11 protein-coding genes are annotated in these 18,845 nt (G+C 46.0%); 7 read left to right on the top strand and 4 right to left on the bottom strand.

Features of this window, described 5'->3' with window-relative positions; translation table 11 throughout:
* Positions 1–9 precede the first annotated feature (9 nt).
* Together C9I43_RS00975 and ansB are read right to left on the bottom strand one after the other, a co-directional pair.
* Positions 10–2,808 carry a M16 family metallopeptidase gene (locus C9I43_RS00975; RefSeq protein WP_107881535.1) on the bottom strand — a complete coding sequence of 933 codons (2,799 nt, stop codon included), beginning with the start codon at positions 2,806–2,808 and terminating at the stop codon, positions 10–12.
* 815 nt (positions 2,809–3,623) lie between these two features.
* Positions 3,624–4,682, bottom strand: coding sequence for an L-asparaginase 2 (gene ansB, locus C9I43_RS00970; RefSeq protein ID WP_107881532.1), 1,059 nt, complete (start codon positions 4,680–4,682; stop codon positions 3,624–3,626).
* Positions 4,683–5,235: 553 nt separating this feature from the next.
* Here ansB and aspA point away from each other — a divergent pair.
* The 6 genes from aspA to C9I43_RS00940 all read left to right on the top strand — a co-directional run bounded on the left by aspA (position 5,236) and on the right by C9I43_RS00940 (position 13,165).
* Positions 5,236–6,678, top strand: coding sequence for an aspartate ammonia-lyase (aspA, locus tag C9I43_RS00965; RefSeq protein ID WP_076499090.1), 1,443 nt, complete (start codon positions 5,236–5,238; stop codon positions 6,676–6,678).
* Between the two features lie 114 nt (positions 6,679–6,792).
* Positions 6,793–8,094: an anaerobic C4-dicarboxylate transporter gene (locus C9I43_RS00960; protein WP_076499093.1), complete on the top strand. Its 1,302-nt coding sequence runs from the start codon at positions 6,793–6,795 to the stop codon at positions 8,092–8,094.
* 137 nt (positions 8,095–8,231) lie between these two features.
* Positions 8,232–8,957 (top strand): fumarate reductase cytochrome b subunit, encoded by a 726-nt coding sequence (locus tag C9I43_RS00955; protein ID WP_107881530.1) that lies wholly within the window; start codon positions 8,232–8,234, stop codon positions 8,955–8,957.
* A gap of 157 nt (positions 8,958–9,114) precedes the next feature.
* Positions 9,115–11,124, top strand: coding sequence for a fumarate reductase flavoprotein subunit (locus C9I43_RS00950; RefSeq protein WP_107881528.1), 2,010 nt, complete (start codon positions 9,115–9,117; stop codon positions 11,122–11,124).
* Positions 11,121–11,846 carry a fumarate reductase iron-sulfur subunit gene (locus C9I43_RS00945; RefSeq protein ID WP_076499102.1) on the top strand — a complete coding sequence of 242 codons (726 nt, stop codon included), beginning with the start codon at positions 11,121–11,123 and terminating at the stop codon, positions 11,844–11,846. Before C9I43_RS00950 ends, C9I43_RS00945 begins: the two co-directional genes overlap by 4 nt.
* A gap of 227 nt (positions 11,847–12,073) precedes the next feature.
* Positions 12,074–13,165, top strand: coding sequence for a porin (locus tag C9I43_RS00940; RefSeq protein WP_107881526.1), 1,092 nt, complete (start codon positions 12,074–12,076; stop codon positions 13,163–13,165).
* Between the two features lie 175 nt (positions 13,166–13,340).
* Here the strand turns inward: C9I43_RS00940 and ssb are convergent, their stop codons facing one another.
* Positions 13,341–14,051, bottom strand: coding sequence for a single-stranded DNA-binding protein (gene ssb / locus C9I43_RS00935; RefSeq protein WP_076499120.1), 711 nt, complete (start codon positions 14,049–14,051; stop codon positions 13,341–13,343).
* A gap of 109 nt (positions 14,052–14,160) precedes the next feature.
* Positions 14,161–15,528, bottom strand: a complete 1,368-nt coding sequence (locus C9I43_RS00930; protein ID WP_076499121.1) for an MFS transporter — start codon at positions 15,526–15,528, stop codon at positions 14,161–14,163.
* A 425-nt stretch (positions 15,529–15,953) separates the two neighbouring features.
* On the opposite strand from C9I43_RS00930, the gene uvrA reads away from it, so the two are divergent.
* Positions 15,954–18,836, top strand: a complete 2,883-nt coding sequence (gene uvrA, locus C9I43_RS00925; RefSeq protein ID WP_107881524.1) for an excinuclease ABC subunit UvrA — start codon at positions 15,954–15,956, stop codon at positions 18,834–18,836.
* The last annotated feature ends 9 nt before the right edge of the window (positions 18,837–18,845 follow it).

The following is an 18,845-nucleotide window of genomic DNA, read 5'->3' as shown; positions in this document are numbered from 1 at the left end:
ACCCAATATTTACTGATAAGGGGCTGGAAGAACTCGAATCGTTAAACTGTTTTCGTTTTGCAGATATTGCTGCGCCAGTTTACTGAGCTCTACCGGTGTCATCTTCTGCGCCAACGCTTGTCTTTGTTTGAAAGCTGCAAAGCGTCCGGGATAACTCTGGGCATTTGATGCCAAATCTAACCAGAAACCATTGCTCTGCGGCGCGGCTTGCATCCATTCAAGCACTGGTTGGCGAGCTCGGTTAAGTAAGTCCTCGCTAATCCCCTGCGGCTGCTTCACTTGGTTAACTGCAGCGGTGAAATACTCGGAAACCGTTGGCAACATGGCTTGAGTCGTCGCGCTAAATAGACCGAGATAACCGTAACCGCTGGCATTGAGATCATTGTAAGAAAAGGCCGATGGCGAATAACTCGCGCCCGCTTTTTCTCTCACGTTCTCCGTTAATAGGATGCTGAGCACTTGCTCCAACAATCCCAGTCCAGCGTGTTGGCTTAGGTGAGTCATATCCGTTGTTGGCCACACCATGGCAAGCACTGCTGAATCTGGATGACCATAGTGTGTTAACGTCATCTTAGCAGGCACTTTCGGGAACATAGGCACTAACGATTGACCATGTTCAGTGGGGCTGCGTTTGATTGCCCCGAGGGTTTCTGCCACAGCGGCGATGGCGCTGGCTTCGTCGAAATCACCCACTATGGCGATTTCAATTGCCCCTTGCTCTACGGCTGAATGGAAACTCGGCGCCAGCTCTGCAAACTGACGTTTTAAAATTTCTTCCGGTTCACCATAACCATAACGTTTATCACCACTGTGGGAGATACGGTCAAACTGATTAGAAAACTCAGTTTGCGGGTTGCTATGGAGACTTTGCTGCTCGGCAATCACTTGCTCGCGGAACAATTGCTCAGCCTGCTTATTCATGCCGGGTTCAATCAAAAAGGCCGTCATTAAACCGAGCTGCGTGCGCAGTTCTGCAGCATTGGTACTGATCTCACCGCCAAAACTCTGCTCACGCAGGCCTAGGTTAATGGAAATATCTTGCCCAGCAAAAATCTCCTGCAGGCTTTCATAATCATGGGCCTTGAGTCCACCCTGCACAAACGCACTGTTAAACAGATAAGATAAGCCATCTAACTCAGGGAATGGCACTTCACCAAAGCCTATGTTGAGGCTGACCAAAGTAGTGCCTTTATTAAAGTCAGTAGGCTTAAGATTAAGGCGTACGCCATTGGTAAACTGTAGCTGGCGAATGCCCGTTTCGGCATCGCGACTATCGGTGATTAACTTGCCTTGTTCGCCAAATTGAGTGTATGCAAACTCGTCAATAACCTTAGATGCTGGCGCACTCACGGCTTGTTTGCGGCTTTTCTCATAGCTAGCGATAAGCTGTTTTTCAACATTTTCGATGGGCTTATTGCTCGTCAGATACAGATACGGCGTAGCATTCCATGTCTGATTAAACACTTGCTTTAGCTTTTGCGGCGTCACTGTCGGCAGTATTTTCTCAAAAAATGCCAGCAGCCACTCAGGCTCTACAGGCACGCGATTTTCCGCGACCGAATACACTAACCCCTCGGCAATATTCACACTGTGGATAGTAGTGCTACCCGCTGCGCTGAGCTGATACTCTTTGTGCATACGTTTGATTTGTTGGTCAATTTCCTGCTGACTAAAACCAAACTCTTGTGCTTGGCGCAGGGTTTGCTCCAATATTGCTATGCCCTCTTGCCAGTTATTCTCCTGCGTACCTAAGCCCATTTGAGTGCCATAGGCGATATCAAATTGATCCCCAACCTGCAGGCTAACGCCAGATAAACCTTGGCTGTGCAGTCGCTGCGACTCCATTCTGCGATACAAGATGCCGTGGGCGAGTTCGAGCAGTATTTCCTGCTCTCGCACGGCAGGGCTGTCGGCAGGGTATGCCATAGGTTTGAGCATACCGAGTGAAACCGAGGTCGATAGGCTAGGATCGAAAAATGCCGCCGCATCGACGCGTTGACGCTCTGCGACAGTGCCTAGCGCTTGCGGCTTAACCTTCGCCGCCAAAGGCGCGGCCTGCCAACTGACAAACTGTTGTTTTATCTTTTGTTCAACTGCGGCTACCTCGATATCACCCACCACAATTAAGGTGGTGCGTGAGGGCGTGTAAAAACCTTGGTATAAAGACAGCAGCGTCTCGCGAGTAGCATTCTTGATGCTGTTCGCCTCACCCACAGGTAAGCGCTTTGACAACAGTGTATCTGGCATTAAAAACTGTAATTGATTGCGGTAATTCTCCAGATCCGCACCGCTACGCTCACGCAGTTCAGCCAATACCACCGCTTTTTCACGCTCGATAAGCGCCGGGTCGAGTAATAAATTACTGCCAATTTCGCGCATTAAAAACAAAGCGGTATCGACTTTATCTTGGCTATTACTTGGCAAGTTGAATTGATAAACCGTCTGCTGAAACTCAGTCACAGCATTGGTATCGGCGCCAAAACTCAGACCAAGACGCTGCAATGTCGGGATCATCTCCCCCGCAGCCAAACCCGTCGAGCCATTAAAGGCCATGTGTTCAAGAAAATGCACTAACCCCTGCTCGGTATCCGACTCCACCACTGAGCCTACGTCCACCCGCATACGTACTATGACAGCCTGCTCTGGCGTCTTATTGCTCACTAATAAATAGCGCATGCCATTGGCAAGTTCACCGGTATGGATTCGCCCGCTCATTGGCAAGTCAGCCGTCCCCATCCACAGCGGCTCTTCGCTCGCCTGTAGCGGCAACGCCACACTTAATAATGCCAGCAGTAACCACTGACGCATCAAACTAATCACCTTGAAATTATTCATTAAAATTCGCACTTCCCCCCCAAAATCAAATAAGAAACCTAGGAAATACATACCCAAGTTTCAAATAAAATAAAGCGGCAATATAAACTTAAAATAGCTTTATGTCACAAAACCAATACCTTATGCTGTACTGAAAGTGAATAATCGCTGAATAGTAATACCCAATAATAAGCTAACTTTTTTGTAGGTGAAGACCCTATAAACCAACAAATGCGCACCACCGATTAGCCAAAAACAGAACCATAATCAAATCAGAAATAATTAAATTAAAATCAATAGCTTACACATAGTGTGGTGATGTAAGTTTATAACACCTTCTTTAAGAGTAAGATCACTATAATACGAGTGCATAGAATAACGACCCCGCTTTTAGGCTCATAATATCTATCCATAACTTTACTGTGTAAATTAACGTTTATTCTCCAAAACATTAAGCATAGCCACTGCAAACTACATGTTCTTAAATTGCTAAACTCTAAAAAGCCAAATCTAGCTGATATTTTTAGGTACCATTTTCTATTATATTTTTCTTGTATAACTTTGATAAACCTTGTCTCCTTCTATCTCACAAGGCCTAAAATCGACATATCGATGTAGAGTAAGATCTTTTATGTATAAAGTTAGATTGTGATTGCAGATTTAAACGTCAGCTTAGTATGTGTAAATCAATAGCAACTTTGCAGGACAACATCCCTTTCAAGTACGGACGATAAAAAAGCCAGTCGGTTGTTGCCGCTGGCTTATCTAGAAACATCAATCTCATTGAGTATTAGTACTCAGCTGAAATACTAAAACTGCTGAAACCAACGTTGGATCTGCTGTGGATCTTTGCTTTGCGTTAAAGACAACATCAGTAAAATTCGAGATTTTTGCGGATTAAGATTACCCGATGCCACAAAACCATATTTAGCATCATCTATCTCAGCATCCAGCGTGGTAGCTCCTGTGGGTACTCGGCTAGAACGCACTACTAACACACCTTTTTGACTCGCCGTTGCTAACGTATCAAATATTGATTGGTACATATTTCCGTTACCCACACCCGCACTGACAATACCGTCAAAACCTGCTTCAACCATGGCTTTGGCAGGTAAATCACTGGCGTTAGCATAGTTATAAACGATGCCAACCTGTGGTAATTTATCAAGTTTACTAACATCAAAAGGCGTTTGAGTTGTATGTTGGCGCTCAGTTTTGCCCATGTATTCAATCTTGCTGTTATGGATAACGCCAAGCGGACCAAAGTTAGGCGCAGCAAAGGTGTGTACTCCTGTGGTATTGGTCTTAGTGACGTCGCGAGCGTTAAGCACCATATCGTTCATCACCACTAATACACCTCGACCTTTCGATTCGAGGTTAGCAGCAGTCGCAACGGCATTATACAAATTCATCGGACCATCGGCACTCATCGCCGTTGATGGACGCATTGCGCCAACCAGTACCACGGGCTTGTCACTCTTTACGGTTAGATTTAAAAAATAAGCGGTTTCTTCTAAAGTATCGGTGCCGTGGGTAATGACTATGCCATCAACATCTTTGTCAGCCAGTAAAATATTGATCCGCTTAGCAAGCGCAAGCCACACCTTATCATTCATGTCCTGCGAACCGATTTTAACCAGTTGCTCACCTTGAATATCCGCGAGTTGCTTTATTTCAGGTACAGCCACAATCAAACTATTAACACCCACTTCTCCTGCCTGATAATTAGAGCCTGTCGCCGATTGGCCTACCCCCGCAATAGTACCTCCCGTGGCAATAATACGTACCTGTGGCAGTGCCTGCGCCGCAGAGGAGAGAAATAACCCTAAGCTGATGGAGAGTAAAATCTTACGCATCGAAACATTCATGCTTATATCCTTTTATTAATAGTAAACCCAGCCATAGTGTGCACCATTATTTAAGTCTCACAGTGATAACTCTCACTAAAGTTAAATAATAATACAACAAAAAAATCAACATCAATATTAAATAGAACGTCATGTTATTATTAAAAAAAACAATAAATTTTAAAAAAACCTAAACAGATACCAGGCTACCAACCTTAAATTCAATATGATTAATTTAGAGTGTAATTCGCTTTAATATATACACCTTTTAAATTTGTTAACCAAATAACAATTATTTATCTAATTAGCATCAAAAAGTAATAGCTCACACTAGATCATCGAATTGAGATGCCTCTCTAACAAACAAAACAAATAACCTATTTCAATGAGTTAAGTGATCATCATCCTAATTATTATTTGTTTAACGAGTTAAGATTTGTATCGATAGTCAAGGAGACGATTCTCCTTCATGTTTTCGGTTTTATTTTTAATGTGTTAAGCGTACTGATATACACAGCTAAAAATTAATACTCGAAGATATATCTTACTATTAACTGGATTGGATAGGATCGAAATGAAAGATACTAATAGCGTACGGATCGAAGAAGATCTATTGGGCACTAAAGAAGTTTCCAATGAATTTTATTACGGCATACACACATTGCGTGCCATCGAAAACTTTAAGCTGAGTAATCAAAAAATTTCCGATGTACCTGAATTAGTTCGTGGCATGATGCTAACTAAAAAAGCGGCAGCCATGGCTAATAGCGAATTAGGCGCAATAAGTCCTGAAATTGCTGACAAAATTATTGAAGCGTGCGATCTAATACTGACAACAGGCCGATTTGTTGATCAATTTCCGGTCGATGTCTATCAAGGTGGAGCTGGCACTTCAGTCAATATGAATACCAATGAGGTATTAGCCAACGTTGCACTGGAGATCATGGGCCTAGAAAAAGGCCGTTACGATATCATCAACCCCAATGATCACGTCAACAAGTGTCAATCGACCAACGACGCCTATCCAACAGGTTTCCGTATTGCGGTCATCAACAGCACCGACATCCTACTGGATGCATTAACTGACCTTATCGCAGCCTTCGAAACTAAAGCCACAGAGTTTAAAACTATCTTAAAGATGGGCCGTACCCAGCTACAAGATGCTGTACCTATGACATTAGGCCAAGAGTTTCATGCCTTTGCAGTTACGTTGCGAGAAGAAATTAAATCTATCACGCGTTGCCAAGAATTATTGTTAGAAGTGAATTTAGGTGCCACTGCCATTGGTACGGGTCTTAATACACCAGAGGGTTACTCCTTACTTGCCATTAAACGTCTGGCAGAAATTACTGGCCGTGCTTATGTACCAGCAGAAGATTTAATCGAGGCCACGTCAGATTGCGGTGCCTACGTTATGTTACACAGTGCGATTAAGCGTATGGCGATTAAAATGTCCAAAATTTGTAATGACCTACGCCTACTGTCATCAGGTCCACGCACGGGCCTTAAAGAAATTAATCTTCCTGAACTGCAAGCGGGTTCATCCATCATGCCTGCCAAGGTTAACCCTGTGATCCCAGAGGTAGTGAATCAGGTTGCCTTCAAGATTGTCGGTAACGATATCACCATTACTATGGCCGCTGAAGCGGGTCAGTTACAGCTAAACGTGATGGAGCCTGTGATTGGCCAAGCGATGTTTGAGTCACTCAGTTTAATGGGTAATGCCTGTATCTCCCTGCGTGAAAAATGCGTTGAAGGTATTACAGCTAACCCAGAAATCTGTATGAATCACGTACTCAACTCTATCGGTATCGTGACTTACCTTAACCCGTACATCGGCCACCATGAAGGTGACATCATCGGCAAGATTTGTGCTCAAACGGGTAAAAACGTCCGTGAAGTGGTACTCGAACGCGGATTATTAACAGTTGAAGAACTGGATGACATCCTCTCTGTTGAAAATCTGATGCATCCTAAATATCAGCCAAAGAAAAATATCAGCAAAACCAAAGTGTAACTAGGTGTGGCTGGGGAACACTCCCCAGCCCAACTCAATAATTCAACAATAAGCCTATGCACAATTGACACTGAACTAGGCTATGGAAATTAAAAACAAAAAAGAGTTAACACTATGATTATATTAGAGATAGCAATTGTTCTCGGAGCGATTTATCTAGGTGCTAGGATGGGTAGCATGGGTGTCGGCTTTGCGGGTGGTGTCGGGGTACTGATACTGACCGCAGGGCTAGGGCTCAAACCGGGCAATATCCCCATTGATGTGATCCTCATTATTATGTCAGTAATCACCGCCATTGCAGCCATGCAAGTGTCGGGGGGGATGGATTACTTAGTGTCACTGGCAGAAAAATTATTACGTAAACATCCAAAACAAATCACCTTTTTGGCCCCCGTTGTGACTTACTTTATGACACTCTTTGCGGGTACTGGCCACACCGCATTCTCCACCTTACCTGTTATTGCCGAAGTCGCAAAAGAGCAAGGTATTCGTCCTTCTCGTCCTTTATCTATCGCCGTAGTCGCCTCACAGGTCGCCATTACTGCCTCACCTATTTCAGCAGCAGTAGTGTTTTTCTCTGGCATCTTAGATCCCTTTGGTGTCGATTACTTAGTGCTGTTAGCCGTATGTATTCCATCCACTTTTCTTGCTTGTATGGTTGGTGCTGTCATCGCTAACTTAATGGGCAAAGAGCTTGCGGACGATCCAATCTATCAAGATCGTTTAGCTAAAGGCTTAGTTAAAACACGCGGTAAAACCCAGATTGATATTAAACCCGGTGCTAAACGTTCAGTAATGATTTTCCTTATGGCGATTGCGGCTGTGATGGTTTATGCCACTGCAATTTCAGACAAAGTAGGATTAATTGTTAACCCTGTTCTGCCACGCGATGCCGCCATTATGGTGTTGATGCTGACAGCTGCTGCGGCTATCACTATTTTTTGTAAACTCGACGCAAGTGAAATATCCAATGCAGGCACCTTTAAATCCGGCATGTCTGCCTGTGTTTGTGTATTAGGTGTGGCTTGGCTGGGTGATACTTTTGTTTCTAATCATATTAATGAAATCAAAGACCTTGCAGGTAACTTACTGCAAAGTCAGCCTTGGTTATTATCGGTAACCTTGTTCTTTGCTTCTATGTTGCTCTATTCACAGGGCGCGACCACCAAAGCATTGATGCCTGCGGCGCTAGCGATTGGCGTGAGTCCTTTAACTGCAGTGGCCTCTTTTGCCGCGGTAAGTGCTTTGTTCGTACTGCCGACTTATCCCACCTTACTCGCCGCTGTTGAGATGGATGATACCGGCTCAACTCGAATTGGTAAGGCGGTGTTTAACCATCCTTTCCTCATTCCAGGCGTCGTGACAATTGCTACCAGTGTGGCATTAGCGTTCCTATTTGGCGGCATGATGTTATAGCGCCATATTGCCAAAAGTTATCGAGGGTGATGCTAACAAATGGCTTAGCCCTCTTCTTTTAATCTGTATTTCAAGGAGTAGTTTTGAAGTAGTGCAGGGGTATCCACACTATGACAAATCTAGTAAGGAGTGAATTAATGTCAGCGAAAACGCGTGTTCCTACCGCCATTAATGGTGGGCCGTATGGGCAAGCTTGGTCGGCTAAAGCAGACTGCTTACAAAGTATAACTGGGCTTATATTGGGTGTTTTCCTCTTATTTCATATGCATTTTGAGGCGAGCATTTTATTAGGGAAAGAAACCTTCTTTCACATGGTGCAATTCTTAGAAGGCAGCATGTTTAGTTCGACTGATCATGGTTTCCCGATTGTAACCAAGATCATTTCAGTGATTATGCTCGTGATTGTTGCGGTACATGCTGCCACCGCATTACGCCGCTTTCCCACACAACTGGGCCAATGGCGTGCAATGCGTGGCTTCATGTCGAGTATCAAACATAAAGATACCCAATTATGGTTCTGGCAGATGATTACCGGTTTTTTACTCTTTTTCTTAGTGTCAGCCCACCTTGCAACCATGATTTTAAACCCAGAGATTGGCCCTCACCTTTCGGCTGAACGGGTTTACCACGATAACGCTTGGCTCTTATACGTGGTGTTTCTACCAATCGTTTTATTCCACGGCATCGTTGGCTTATATCGAGTGATCTTAAAATGGGGTGTGAGCAGTAACCGCCCACTTATCCGCACCATCGCCCATGTATTGATCGTCTATTTATTATGTTTAGGCACATTAAGCCTAGTGACCTATATCAATATTGGTATGGAATTAGTATTGCCGGTGCAACCGTTTATTCCCAATTAATAACAACAAACAAGCTAGCGCTATCGGCGCATCTAGCCTGTAGAGCAACACAAACAATATACGGATCCTCCTCGAGACATAGTTGCAGCGCATTTATGCCGAGGAGCGCAATGATAAATCTATGAATGTTATCTAGATAATTAGATAAGGAGCTCATTTGAAACTTATTTATACAGACTCATTAGTGATTGGCGCCGGACTCGCGGGCCTGAGAGTCGCCATTGCCACCAAAGAACGCGGACTCGATACCTTAGTGCTATCGTTAATTCCCGCAAAACGTTCACATTCCGCCGCAGCACAAGGCGGTATGCAAGCCAGCCTTGGTAACACAGTCAAAGGCATGGGCGACAACGAAGATGTGCATTTCCAAGACACAGTAAAAGGCTCCGACTGGGGCTGCGACCAAGATGTAGCGCGCATGTTTACCCACTGCGCGCCTAAAGCAATTCGCGAACTCACCAACTGGGGCGTGCCTTGGTCGCGGATTTCTGCCGGCCCGCGTGAAGTCATCATGAACGCGCAAAAAGTCACTCTCAATGAAGCTGAAGAAGCTCACGGCCTAATTAATGCCCGTGACTTTGGCGGCACCAAGAAATGGCGTACCTGTTATACCGCCGATGGCACAGGTCACTCTTTACTGTATGCGGTAGATAACCAAGCCATATCAATGGGTATTCCAGTACACGAGCGTATTGAAGCGCTGTCGCTAATCCATGACGGTAAGCGTTGCCATGGCGTAATCGCACGCTGCTTAATCACCGGCGAGCTACGTGCTTATGTGGCTAAATCCACCACAATCGCCACCGGTGGTTACGGCAAAATCTATGAAATATCCACCAACGCCACTATCTGCGAAGGCATAGGCCAAGCATTAGCGCTCGACACAGGCGTTGCCACTTTAGGCAATATGGAAGCGGTGCAGTTTCACCCTACCGCCATCGTGCCAGCGGGGATTTTAACCACTGAAGGGTGTCGTGGTGATGGCGGTATTTTGCGGGATAAAGACGGCCACCGCTTTATGCCAGATTACGAACCAGAGAAAAAAGAACTCGCCTCCCGTGACGTGGTCTCGCGCCGTATGACAGAACACATGCGAAAAGGTAAAGGCGTTGACAGCCCTTACGGCCCGCATCTATGGCTAGATATCACCCTGTTAGGCCGCGAACATATCGAAACCAACTTGCGCGAAGTAAAAGAGATTTGTGAGTATTTTCTGGGTATCGACCCCTGTAAAGATTGGATCCCAGTAAGACCGACCCAGCATTATTCTATGGGCGGCGTACGCACTAATGCCACTGGCGAAAGTCCACAGCTCAAAGGATTGTTCAGTGTCGGCGAAGCTGCCTGTTGGGACATGCACGGCTTTAATCGCCTAGGTGGTAACTCGGTCGCTGAAACAGTAGTTGGCGGCATGATTATTGGTAAATATGTCGCTGATTTTTGTGAGCAAAACAGCCTAGAAATCGATACTGCACTCACCGAGCGATGCATCGCTAAGTTACAAAGTGAAATCGATAACCTCGTTGATGGCAATGGTACCGAAAACCCCTTTGAACTGAAAAAAGAAATGCAACGGATCATGATGAACTACGTTGGTATTTTCCGAAATGGCACAGAGTTAGACAAAGCCATTAAAGAATTAAAAGACCTACTTCTTCGCTCAAAAAATCTGGGGCTTAAATGTAAAAAACGCCACTCAAACCCTGAGTTAGTTGAAGCACTGCGCGTCACTCGTATGTTAAGAGTCGCCTTAACTGTTGCCTGCGGCGCTGCTGCTCGGACAGAAAGTCGCGGCGCCCATTCACGGGAAGATTACCCACAACGCAACGATAAAGATTGGCTAAACCGCACACTAGCAACTTGGCCAGACGCCGAGTCACTAGAGCCTGTGCTGCGTTACGAAGCACTCGATGTAATGAAAATGGAATTACCACCGGGATACCGAGGCTATGGTAACGATAACACCATCCCTCACCCAGACACAGAAAAGCGCGTGCAACAGATCAATGAAGTAATCGCAAGCTTAGGCGACAACCCTGATAGACACACGCTTCAGCACGCATTGATGCCATTTGAGTTGCCAAGCCATCTGCAACCTCGTAACGAGCGTCTCACTGATACTTTAAAAACCATGCCATCTCAACCGGTAGGAAACAAACCATTATGAGCCGTCAAATCAGCTTTAATATCTTCCGTTACGATCCACAAGATGGCCAAGACAAGCCGAAGATGGAGCGTTATCAGTTGACAGAAACACCCGGTATGACAGTGTTTATTGCACTCAATCAACTGCGTGAACAACAAGATCCCTCATTGCAATTCGACTTTGTTTGCCGCGCGGGTATTTGTGGCAGTTGCGCCATGGTGATCAATGGTTTCCCAACCCTTGCCTGTCGCACGCTAACGGCAAATTATCCCGATGGTGAAATCACTTTAATGCCATTACCTGGCTTTGAACTGATTGGTGATTTATCCGTTAATACGGGTAAGTTTATGCGCGAATTAGCCGAACGATTAAAACTATGGCTGCATCCTAAAGCCGATGATCACGACATGCATCGCCTCGAAAACCCAATGGCCCCCGAAGAAGCTGCACGTATTTATGAGCTAGAACGCTGTGTTGAATGCGGGGTTTGTGTATCTGCCTGCGCTACCAAACAAATGCGTGAAACCTTTGTCGGTGCGGTTGGCATGATGAAAATTGCTCGCTTCGAAATGGATAGCAGAGACGCTCGTACTGCGGATGATTTTTACCATGTTATCGGTAATCAAGACGGCGTATTTGGCTGTATGACATTGCTTGGCTGCCAAGATAATTGCCCCAAAGATTTGCCGCACATGCAGCAAATTGCTTACCTACGCCGGAAAATGGCCGCAACCATACTCTAATGCGAACGCCTTAATCGATCCTGCCACTTGGTGGGATGGGGGAAGCATTTTCCAAAATTAGGCTGGCAAAAATTATTTACCAGTAAAGACATGCGGGATCTTTCATTTCAGCAAGATCCCGAACCCAGCACAATCAAACGTGCGCATCCTTACTACTATGCAGTACTGCCTTATGGATAACAAAACCATTAGCAAAGCGTTAGTAGTTGTTATGTAAGGAAATATCAATGAAGTTATCAAAAGTAACAGCAGCAATGATGATGCTGAGCTTTACCGCCCCTCTATTCGCCGCTCAAGCTAATGATACTGCGACAAATGATGAGTTACGGGCTGAGTTACAACAAATACAACAAAGACTTGCGACGCTAGAAACCCAAGAAAGCACCGCCTCAACCCCTGTATCATCAGATACTCAGTTTAATTTTTATGGTTCTTTACGCCCTACATTTGGGGTGAGCAACTTAAATTCAGACGAAGATTGGGATGTGGGTGACGCCAACTCGCGGATTGGTTTTGCTGCAGAGCACGATCTTGGTAATGGTTTAACTGCTTTTGCCAAAGGTGAATTTAAAGTCGAAATCCAAAACGATGGCGACTTTGGCGACGCACGCAAAGCTTATGTTGGTATTGAAGGATTCTTTGGTCGGTTCGCTATCGGTAAGCAAGCCGTCACCCAAGAAATTATTTCTGATCCGGTCGATATATTTAACCGCTCAGGAACACCTCTTGCCTATGACAGCGCGAGCCCATTCAGACTAAACAACCTAGTAACCTATCGTAAAGAATTCGGCGATATCTTATTCTCGGCCGATGGACAATTTGATGGCGATAAAGGTGGTAACAGTGGTAGCGACTTTGTCAACGCCGGTGTTCGTTACAAAACTGACTTTATCTACGTCGCTGTCGCATATTACAACAAAGAACATAATCTATGTGAAAATGATTCATGCGCATCTAACCCAACCTACGTAGATGAAAATACCATAGGTGTGACCCTAGCAAAGAGCTTCAATTCTTTATACCTCGCCGCTGCCTATCAAGATATAGACAAAGGTGACGTCGATGGCTCCACTCTTGACGTCGTAGCAAGCTACGACATCAACGAAAGCTATAAAGTTAAGCTAGGTGTGTCTAAATATGATGATGGTGGCAACGATGCGACCTCTAACACCTATAATGCCTACAACAGCACGCTTGAATGGCATAAAACACCCACATTCAGTACCTTTATCGAATATCAAAAAACCGATTACGAATACCGTGACACCAATGACCAAATCATGATCGGCATGCGTTATAACTTTGATTATACGTTTTAAGCTTGTACCTAAATCAAATGGTTGAATCTATAAGCTAGACGAATGCTTTAACGCTCTCAGTCTGCTTACACAATAGAAAGACCCACAGCATTAACGCTAGAAACAATAAAGCCACGACTTGCGTGGCTTTATTCATTTCAGACTATCTCGTCTTTACGACTTTTTTATGCGTAAGCTAGAACGGGATATCATCATCCCAGCCATCATCCAAATCTGGAGTGAAGTTTTGCTGAGGTTGCGGTGCTGGGCGCTGTGCTGGTGCTGCCGGTGCTTGATAAGCTGGCGCTGGAGCGGCTTGTGGCTTAGGCGCATACCCACCCTGCTGTGGTGGTTGGGACTGCGGTTGACCATAACCTTGCTGCTGGGTAGGTGCTGGCGCAGCATATTGTTGCTGAGCTGGCGCTTGGTAAGCAGGCGCAGCTTGAGGCGCTGGCGCATATTGATTTTGCGCAGGTGCCGCTTGTTGTGGTGCAGACTGATAACCTGCATTTTGTGGCATGCCGCCACCCATTGGCGCGCCTTGAGCTTGACCACCTTGACCACGGCTACCTAACATTTGCATGCTACCGCTTTGATCAATAACCACTTCAGTGCTGTAACGGTCTTGACCGCTTTGATCTTTCCACTTACGGGTTTGCAGTTTACCTTCAAGGTAAACCTGTGAACCTTTACGTAGGTATTCACCTGTAATTTCAGCTAATTTGCCGAACAGAACCACACGGTGCCATTCTGTACGTTCTTGCTGCTGACCCTGTTGGTCTTTCCACGATTCGCTGGTCGCAACTGTGATGTTAGCGACGGCATTACCGTTTGGCATATAACGCACTTCTGGATCTTGTCCCAAATTGCCAACCAAAATTACTTTGTTAACACCACGACTGGCCATTGAAATCTCCTGCGATTCTTTAAATAATCTATTAATTCAGTATGTTGTTTATATGTGTCGCCATAGAGGAAAATCAGCTTCCCCAAATACCACACGGCAGACCCAGATATTATTGAGCAGAGCCTAACACAGCTCGTGCTTCTCTTAAATCGAAATGCTCATCAACCTTTAAGTACGCGACTTTTTCATCCAGTACGACGATCGCTTCAACCACACCCATCAACTGCGATAACTGCGCCGCCATATCCCGCGCCTGCGCCTTGTCTTTGACTTCAGCTTCTAAGGTATAGCTCTTTAACAGCACAGGATTTTCCATGCCTAATGTCAGGAATAACCAGATAGACATTAAGATCACGGCCACGATAAATACCCCAACCGCGCCCACTAATTGGAAAGCGCCGCCGCCCAGCATACCACCACAAAAAGCCCCTAAAAACTGGCTGGTGGAATAGACACCCATGGCCGAGCCTTTTTCGCCAACAGGGCAGAATTTAGCAATTAAACTGGGCAATGAAGCTTCTAAGTAGTTAAAGCCGGTAAAAAATAGCACAACGGCAAAGCTCAATACCCAAAGGTTGCTAGCGAATGCGGCCATTGCCAGTAATGCCACTATCATGATCACGAGGGCGATTTGGAACATGGCCTTAGTATTTTTACGCTTAACACCGATGATGATTAACGGCACCATCAGGAAAAACGCCCCCACAAAAGCAGGAAAATACAGCATCCAGTGTTTTTCTTTCACTAAACCGGCATCGACAAGATCCAGCGGCAAAGCCACAAATACCGCAGTTAACACTAAATGCAGGATAAAAATCCCCGCATCTAATCTAAACAACTGCGGATCGGTTAACATGCGCTTGAGTCTAGCTGGCGTAGCTAGCGTGTCGCCCTTAGGCGCATGGCTTATCGGATTCGGCACTAAAAGCTGCACAATCAACATACCCAACACAGCAAGAATAGCCGTAAGGTAAAACAGACCAGATAAACCCACATGTTGCGCCACAATTGGCCCAACCAGTAAGGACAGCGCAAAAGAGGCGCCAATACACATACCAATAATCGCCATGACTTTAGTACGCTGTTCATCGCGAGTTAAATCTGCCGCCAGCGCTAATACGGCGGCGGCAATCGCGCCCATGCCCTGCACTGCGCGGCCAAACACCACACCATAAATCGAATCGGCATTGGCGGCTATCAAGCTACCAATGGCAAACAACACAAGGCCGATAAGGATTATCGGCTTGCGACCATATTTGTCAGATAAAATCCCCATGGGGATTTGCAACACAGCTTGAGTCAGACCATAGGCACCGATGGCAATACCCACCCACAGCGGCGAGAAGCCTTCGAGGTGCTGACCATAAAGTGCAAAGACAGGCATGATCATAAACAAGCCCATCATGCGTAAACCAAATACACTGGCTAAAGAAAACGCGACTTTTTTTTCCGTACCCGAAAGTCCGTTGTTACCCATGATTTTGCCCTGGATTGAAGTCTTTTAAGGGGCGCATGTTACCACACCCAAAAGGATTTGCTCAAAAGGAAATAGTGGCTTAACCCACTACTGATATCGTTCGCTTTCTGCCGATAATCACAGACCTATATTATCCGTAATCGTGCTCACACTCAGGTTAATACCTTTGTTTTTCAGCCCAATTCAATACTCAGGCACAGATAAGCGAGTCTAACATAGTGCTCACATTTGTCCTGTGAGTCAGTGCGCAACAACGGCATTAATCTTAATTAATCCACTCAGAACCTAACCTCTGCTTAACTAAGCCGATTAAAAACCACGACTAGCCTAGGATTGGTGCAGATCACAGAATCAACTAAACTCAGCCGCCGATCTGTGCGATACTTGTGCTCATTTTTTTTAAGCATATGGCATTAGAGCGATAGATGGATAAGATTGAAATACGCGGCGCACGCACCCACAATCTCAAGAATATCAACCTGACTATCCCTAGGGATAAACTGATTGTCATCACGGGCTTATCGGGATCCGGTAAGTCCTCCCTTGCTTTTGATACTTTATATGCCGAGGGCCAAAGACGTTACGTCGAGTCTCTGTCTGCCTATGCTCGCCAATTTTTAAGTTTGATGGAAAAGCCCGATGTTGATCATATCGAAGGCTTAAGCCCTGCGATATCCATCGAACAAAAGTCTACTTCCCATAACCCACGCTCGACCGTAGGCACCATAACCGAAATTTACGATTACCTGCGTTTGATGTTCGCCCGAGTAGGCGAGCCGCGTTGCCCGACGCACAATCAACCGTTGGCGGCGCAAACCGTCAGCCAGATGGTCGATAAAGTGCTCGAAATGCCCCAAGATAGCCGCTTAATGCTGCTCGCGCCTGTGGTCAACGCCCGTAAAGGTGAGCACGTTAAATTGCTTGAAGGCCTATCGGCGCAGGGTTATATCCGTGCACGTATCGACGGCGAGGTGTGTGATTTAACCGACCCGCCAACCTTAGATTTACACGTAAAACACACCATTGAAGTGGTCGTTGACCGTTTTAAAGTGCGTGACGATATCAAGCAACGTTTGGCCGAATCCTTTGAAACCGCGCTCGAACTCTCTGGCGGTATCGCGACCGTGGCCACCATGGATGACGACACAGGTTCGGGTAAAGCAAAAGGCGAAGAACTGATATTCTCGGCTAACTTTGCTTGTCCGCACTGCGGTTATTCTATGGCGGAATTAGAGCCAAGAATTTTCTCCTTTAACAACCCAGCCGGTGCATGCCAAACCTGTGATGGTTTAGGCGTACAACAGTTTTTCGACCCAGAGCGCGTGATCAGCAATACCGAGCTTTCATTGGCTGGCGGCGCAATTCGTGGTTGGGATAGACGCAACTTCTATTATTTCCAAATGCTTAGTTCACTCGCTGACCACTATAAGTTCGATGTCGAAGTGCCCTACGAGCAGCTGAGCGAAAAAGTCCGTAAAATCGTGCTGTACGGTTCAGGCAAAGACAGCATTGCCTTTAAGTACATCAACGATCGCGGCGATGTGGTGGTACGTAATCACCCCTTCGAAGGCATTTTAAATAATATGGACAGGCGTTATCGTGAAACTGAAAGTAACTCGGTACGTGACGAATTAGCCAAGTTTATCAACACCCAAGCCTGTCAAAGCTGTGGTGGCTCGCGCCTGCGTGAAGAAGCCCGTAACGTGTTTTTAGGCGACATTAACCTGCCGCAACTCACCACTTGGTCGATTGGCGAAGCCTTAAACTACTTCGAGAACGTCGAGTTTAGCGGCCAAAAGGCGCAAATCGCTGAAAAGATTTTAAAGGAAATCCGCGATCGCTTAGGTTTCCTCGTTAACGTCGGCCTCAATTATTTGAGCCTATCACGCTCGGCAGAAACCCTCTCGGGTGGTGAAGCCCAACGTATTCGACTCGCCAGCCAAATCGGCGCCGGACTTGTTGGTGTGATGTACGTGCTCGATGAACCCTCAATCGGCCTGCATCAACGGGATAATGAACGCCTGCTACAAACCCTGATCCATCTGCGGGATTTAGGCAACACTGTGATTGTGGTTGAGCACGATGAAGATGCGATTCGTATGGCGGATCACGTGATTGATATCGGCCCCGGCGCTGGCGTACATGGTGGTGAAGTAATTTGCGACGGCCCGATTGAAAAAATCATCGCCTGTGAAGAGTCGGTAACTGGACAATATATTTCCGGTAAACGCTGTATTCATATCGATACACCGCGTATTGCATTCGACAAAACTAAAGTGATTGAGTTATTTGGCGCACGTGGCAACAACCTGCGTAATGTTGATTTAACCATTCCGATTGGTTTGTTCACTTGCGTGACGGGCGTGTCTGGCTCGGGTAAATCGACCTTAATTAACGATACCTTCTTCAAAATTGCCCATAGAATGCTTAACGGCGCGACTGTGGATGAACCGTCACCCTATGATCGTATCGAAGGCATGGAGCTGTGCGATAAAGTGGTCGATATTGACCAAAGCCCAATTGGCCGCACACCGCGCTCTAACCCCGCCACTTATACGGGTATTTTCACTCCTATCCGTGAAATATTTACTGGCACTCAAGAGTCGCGCACCCGAGGTTATCAAGTCGGCCGCTTCTCCTTTAACGTTAAAGGTGGCCGCTGCGAAGCGTGCCAAGGCGATGGTTTAATCAAGGTCGAAATGCACTTCCTGCCCGACGTGTATGTGCCCTGTGATTCTTGTAAAGGTAAGCGCTATAACCGCGAAACCTTAGAAGTACGCTATAAAGGCAAGAATATTCACGAAGTACTGCAAATGACAGTGGAAGATGCACGTCAGTTCTTTGATGCCGTACCTGCCATTGCCCGTAAGCTGCAAACCTTGATGGATGTGGGGTTATCCTACGTGCGCCTTGGTCAAAGTGCGACCACGCTGTCGGGCGGTGAAGCTCAAAGGGTGAAACTTGCCAAAGAGTTATCTAAGCGTGACACAGGCCAAACCTTGTATATCTTGGATGAACCAACCACTGGCTTACACTTTGCTGATATCCAACTGCTGCTTGACGTATTGCATCGTCTTAAATCCCACGGCAACACCATTGTGGTGATTGAGCATAATCTGGACGTGATCAAAACGGCGGATTGGATTATCGACTTAGGCCCAGAAGGTGGTGGTGGTGGCGGTATGATTTTAGCCACAGGCACACCAGAAGAAGTCGCCGAGCATCCAACCTCCCACACGGCACGCTTTTTAAAGCCGCTGCTAAAACGGGATATTGAAATGGCAAAGGCCAATAAAGCTAAGGCTTAAAAGCCAGCT

Origin of the sequence: Shewanella morhuae (assembly GCF_003028295.1) — a bacterium.
Classification (GTDB): Bacteria; Pseudomonadota; Gammaproteobacteria; order Enterobacterales; family Shewanellaceae; genus Shewanella; species Shewanella morhuae.
Note: the sequence above shows the minus strand (reverse complement) of the source record. Positions and strands in the feature narration are given on the sequence as shown.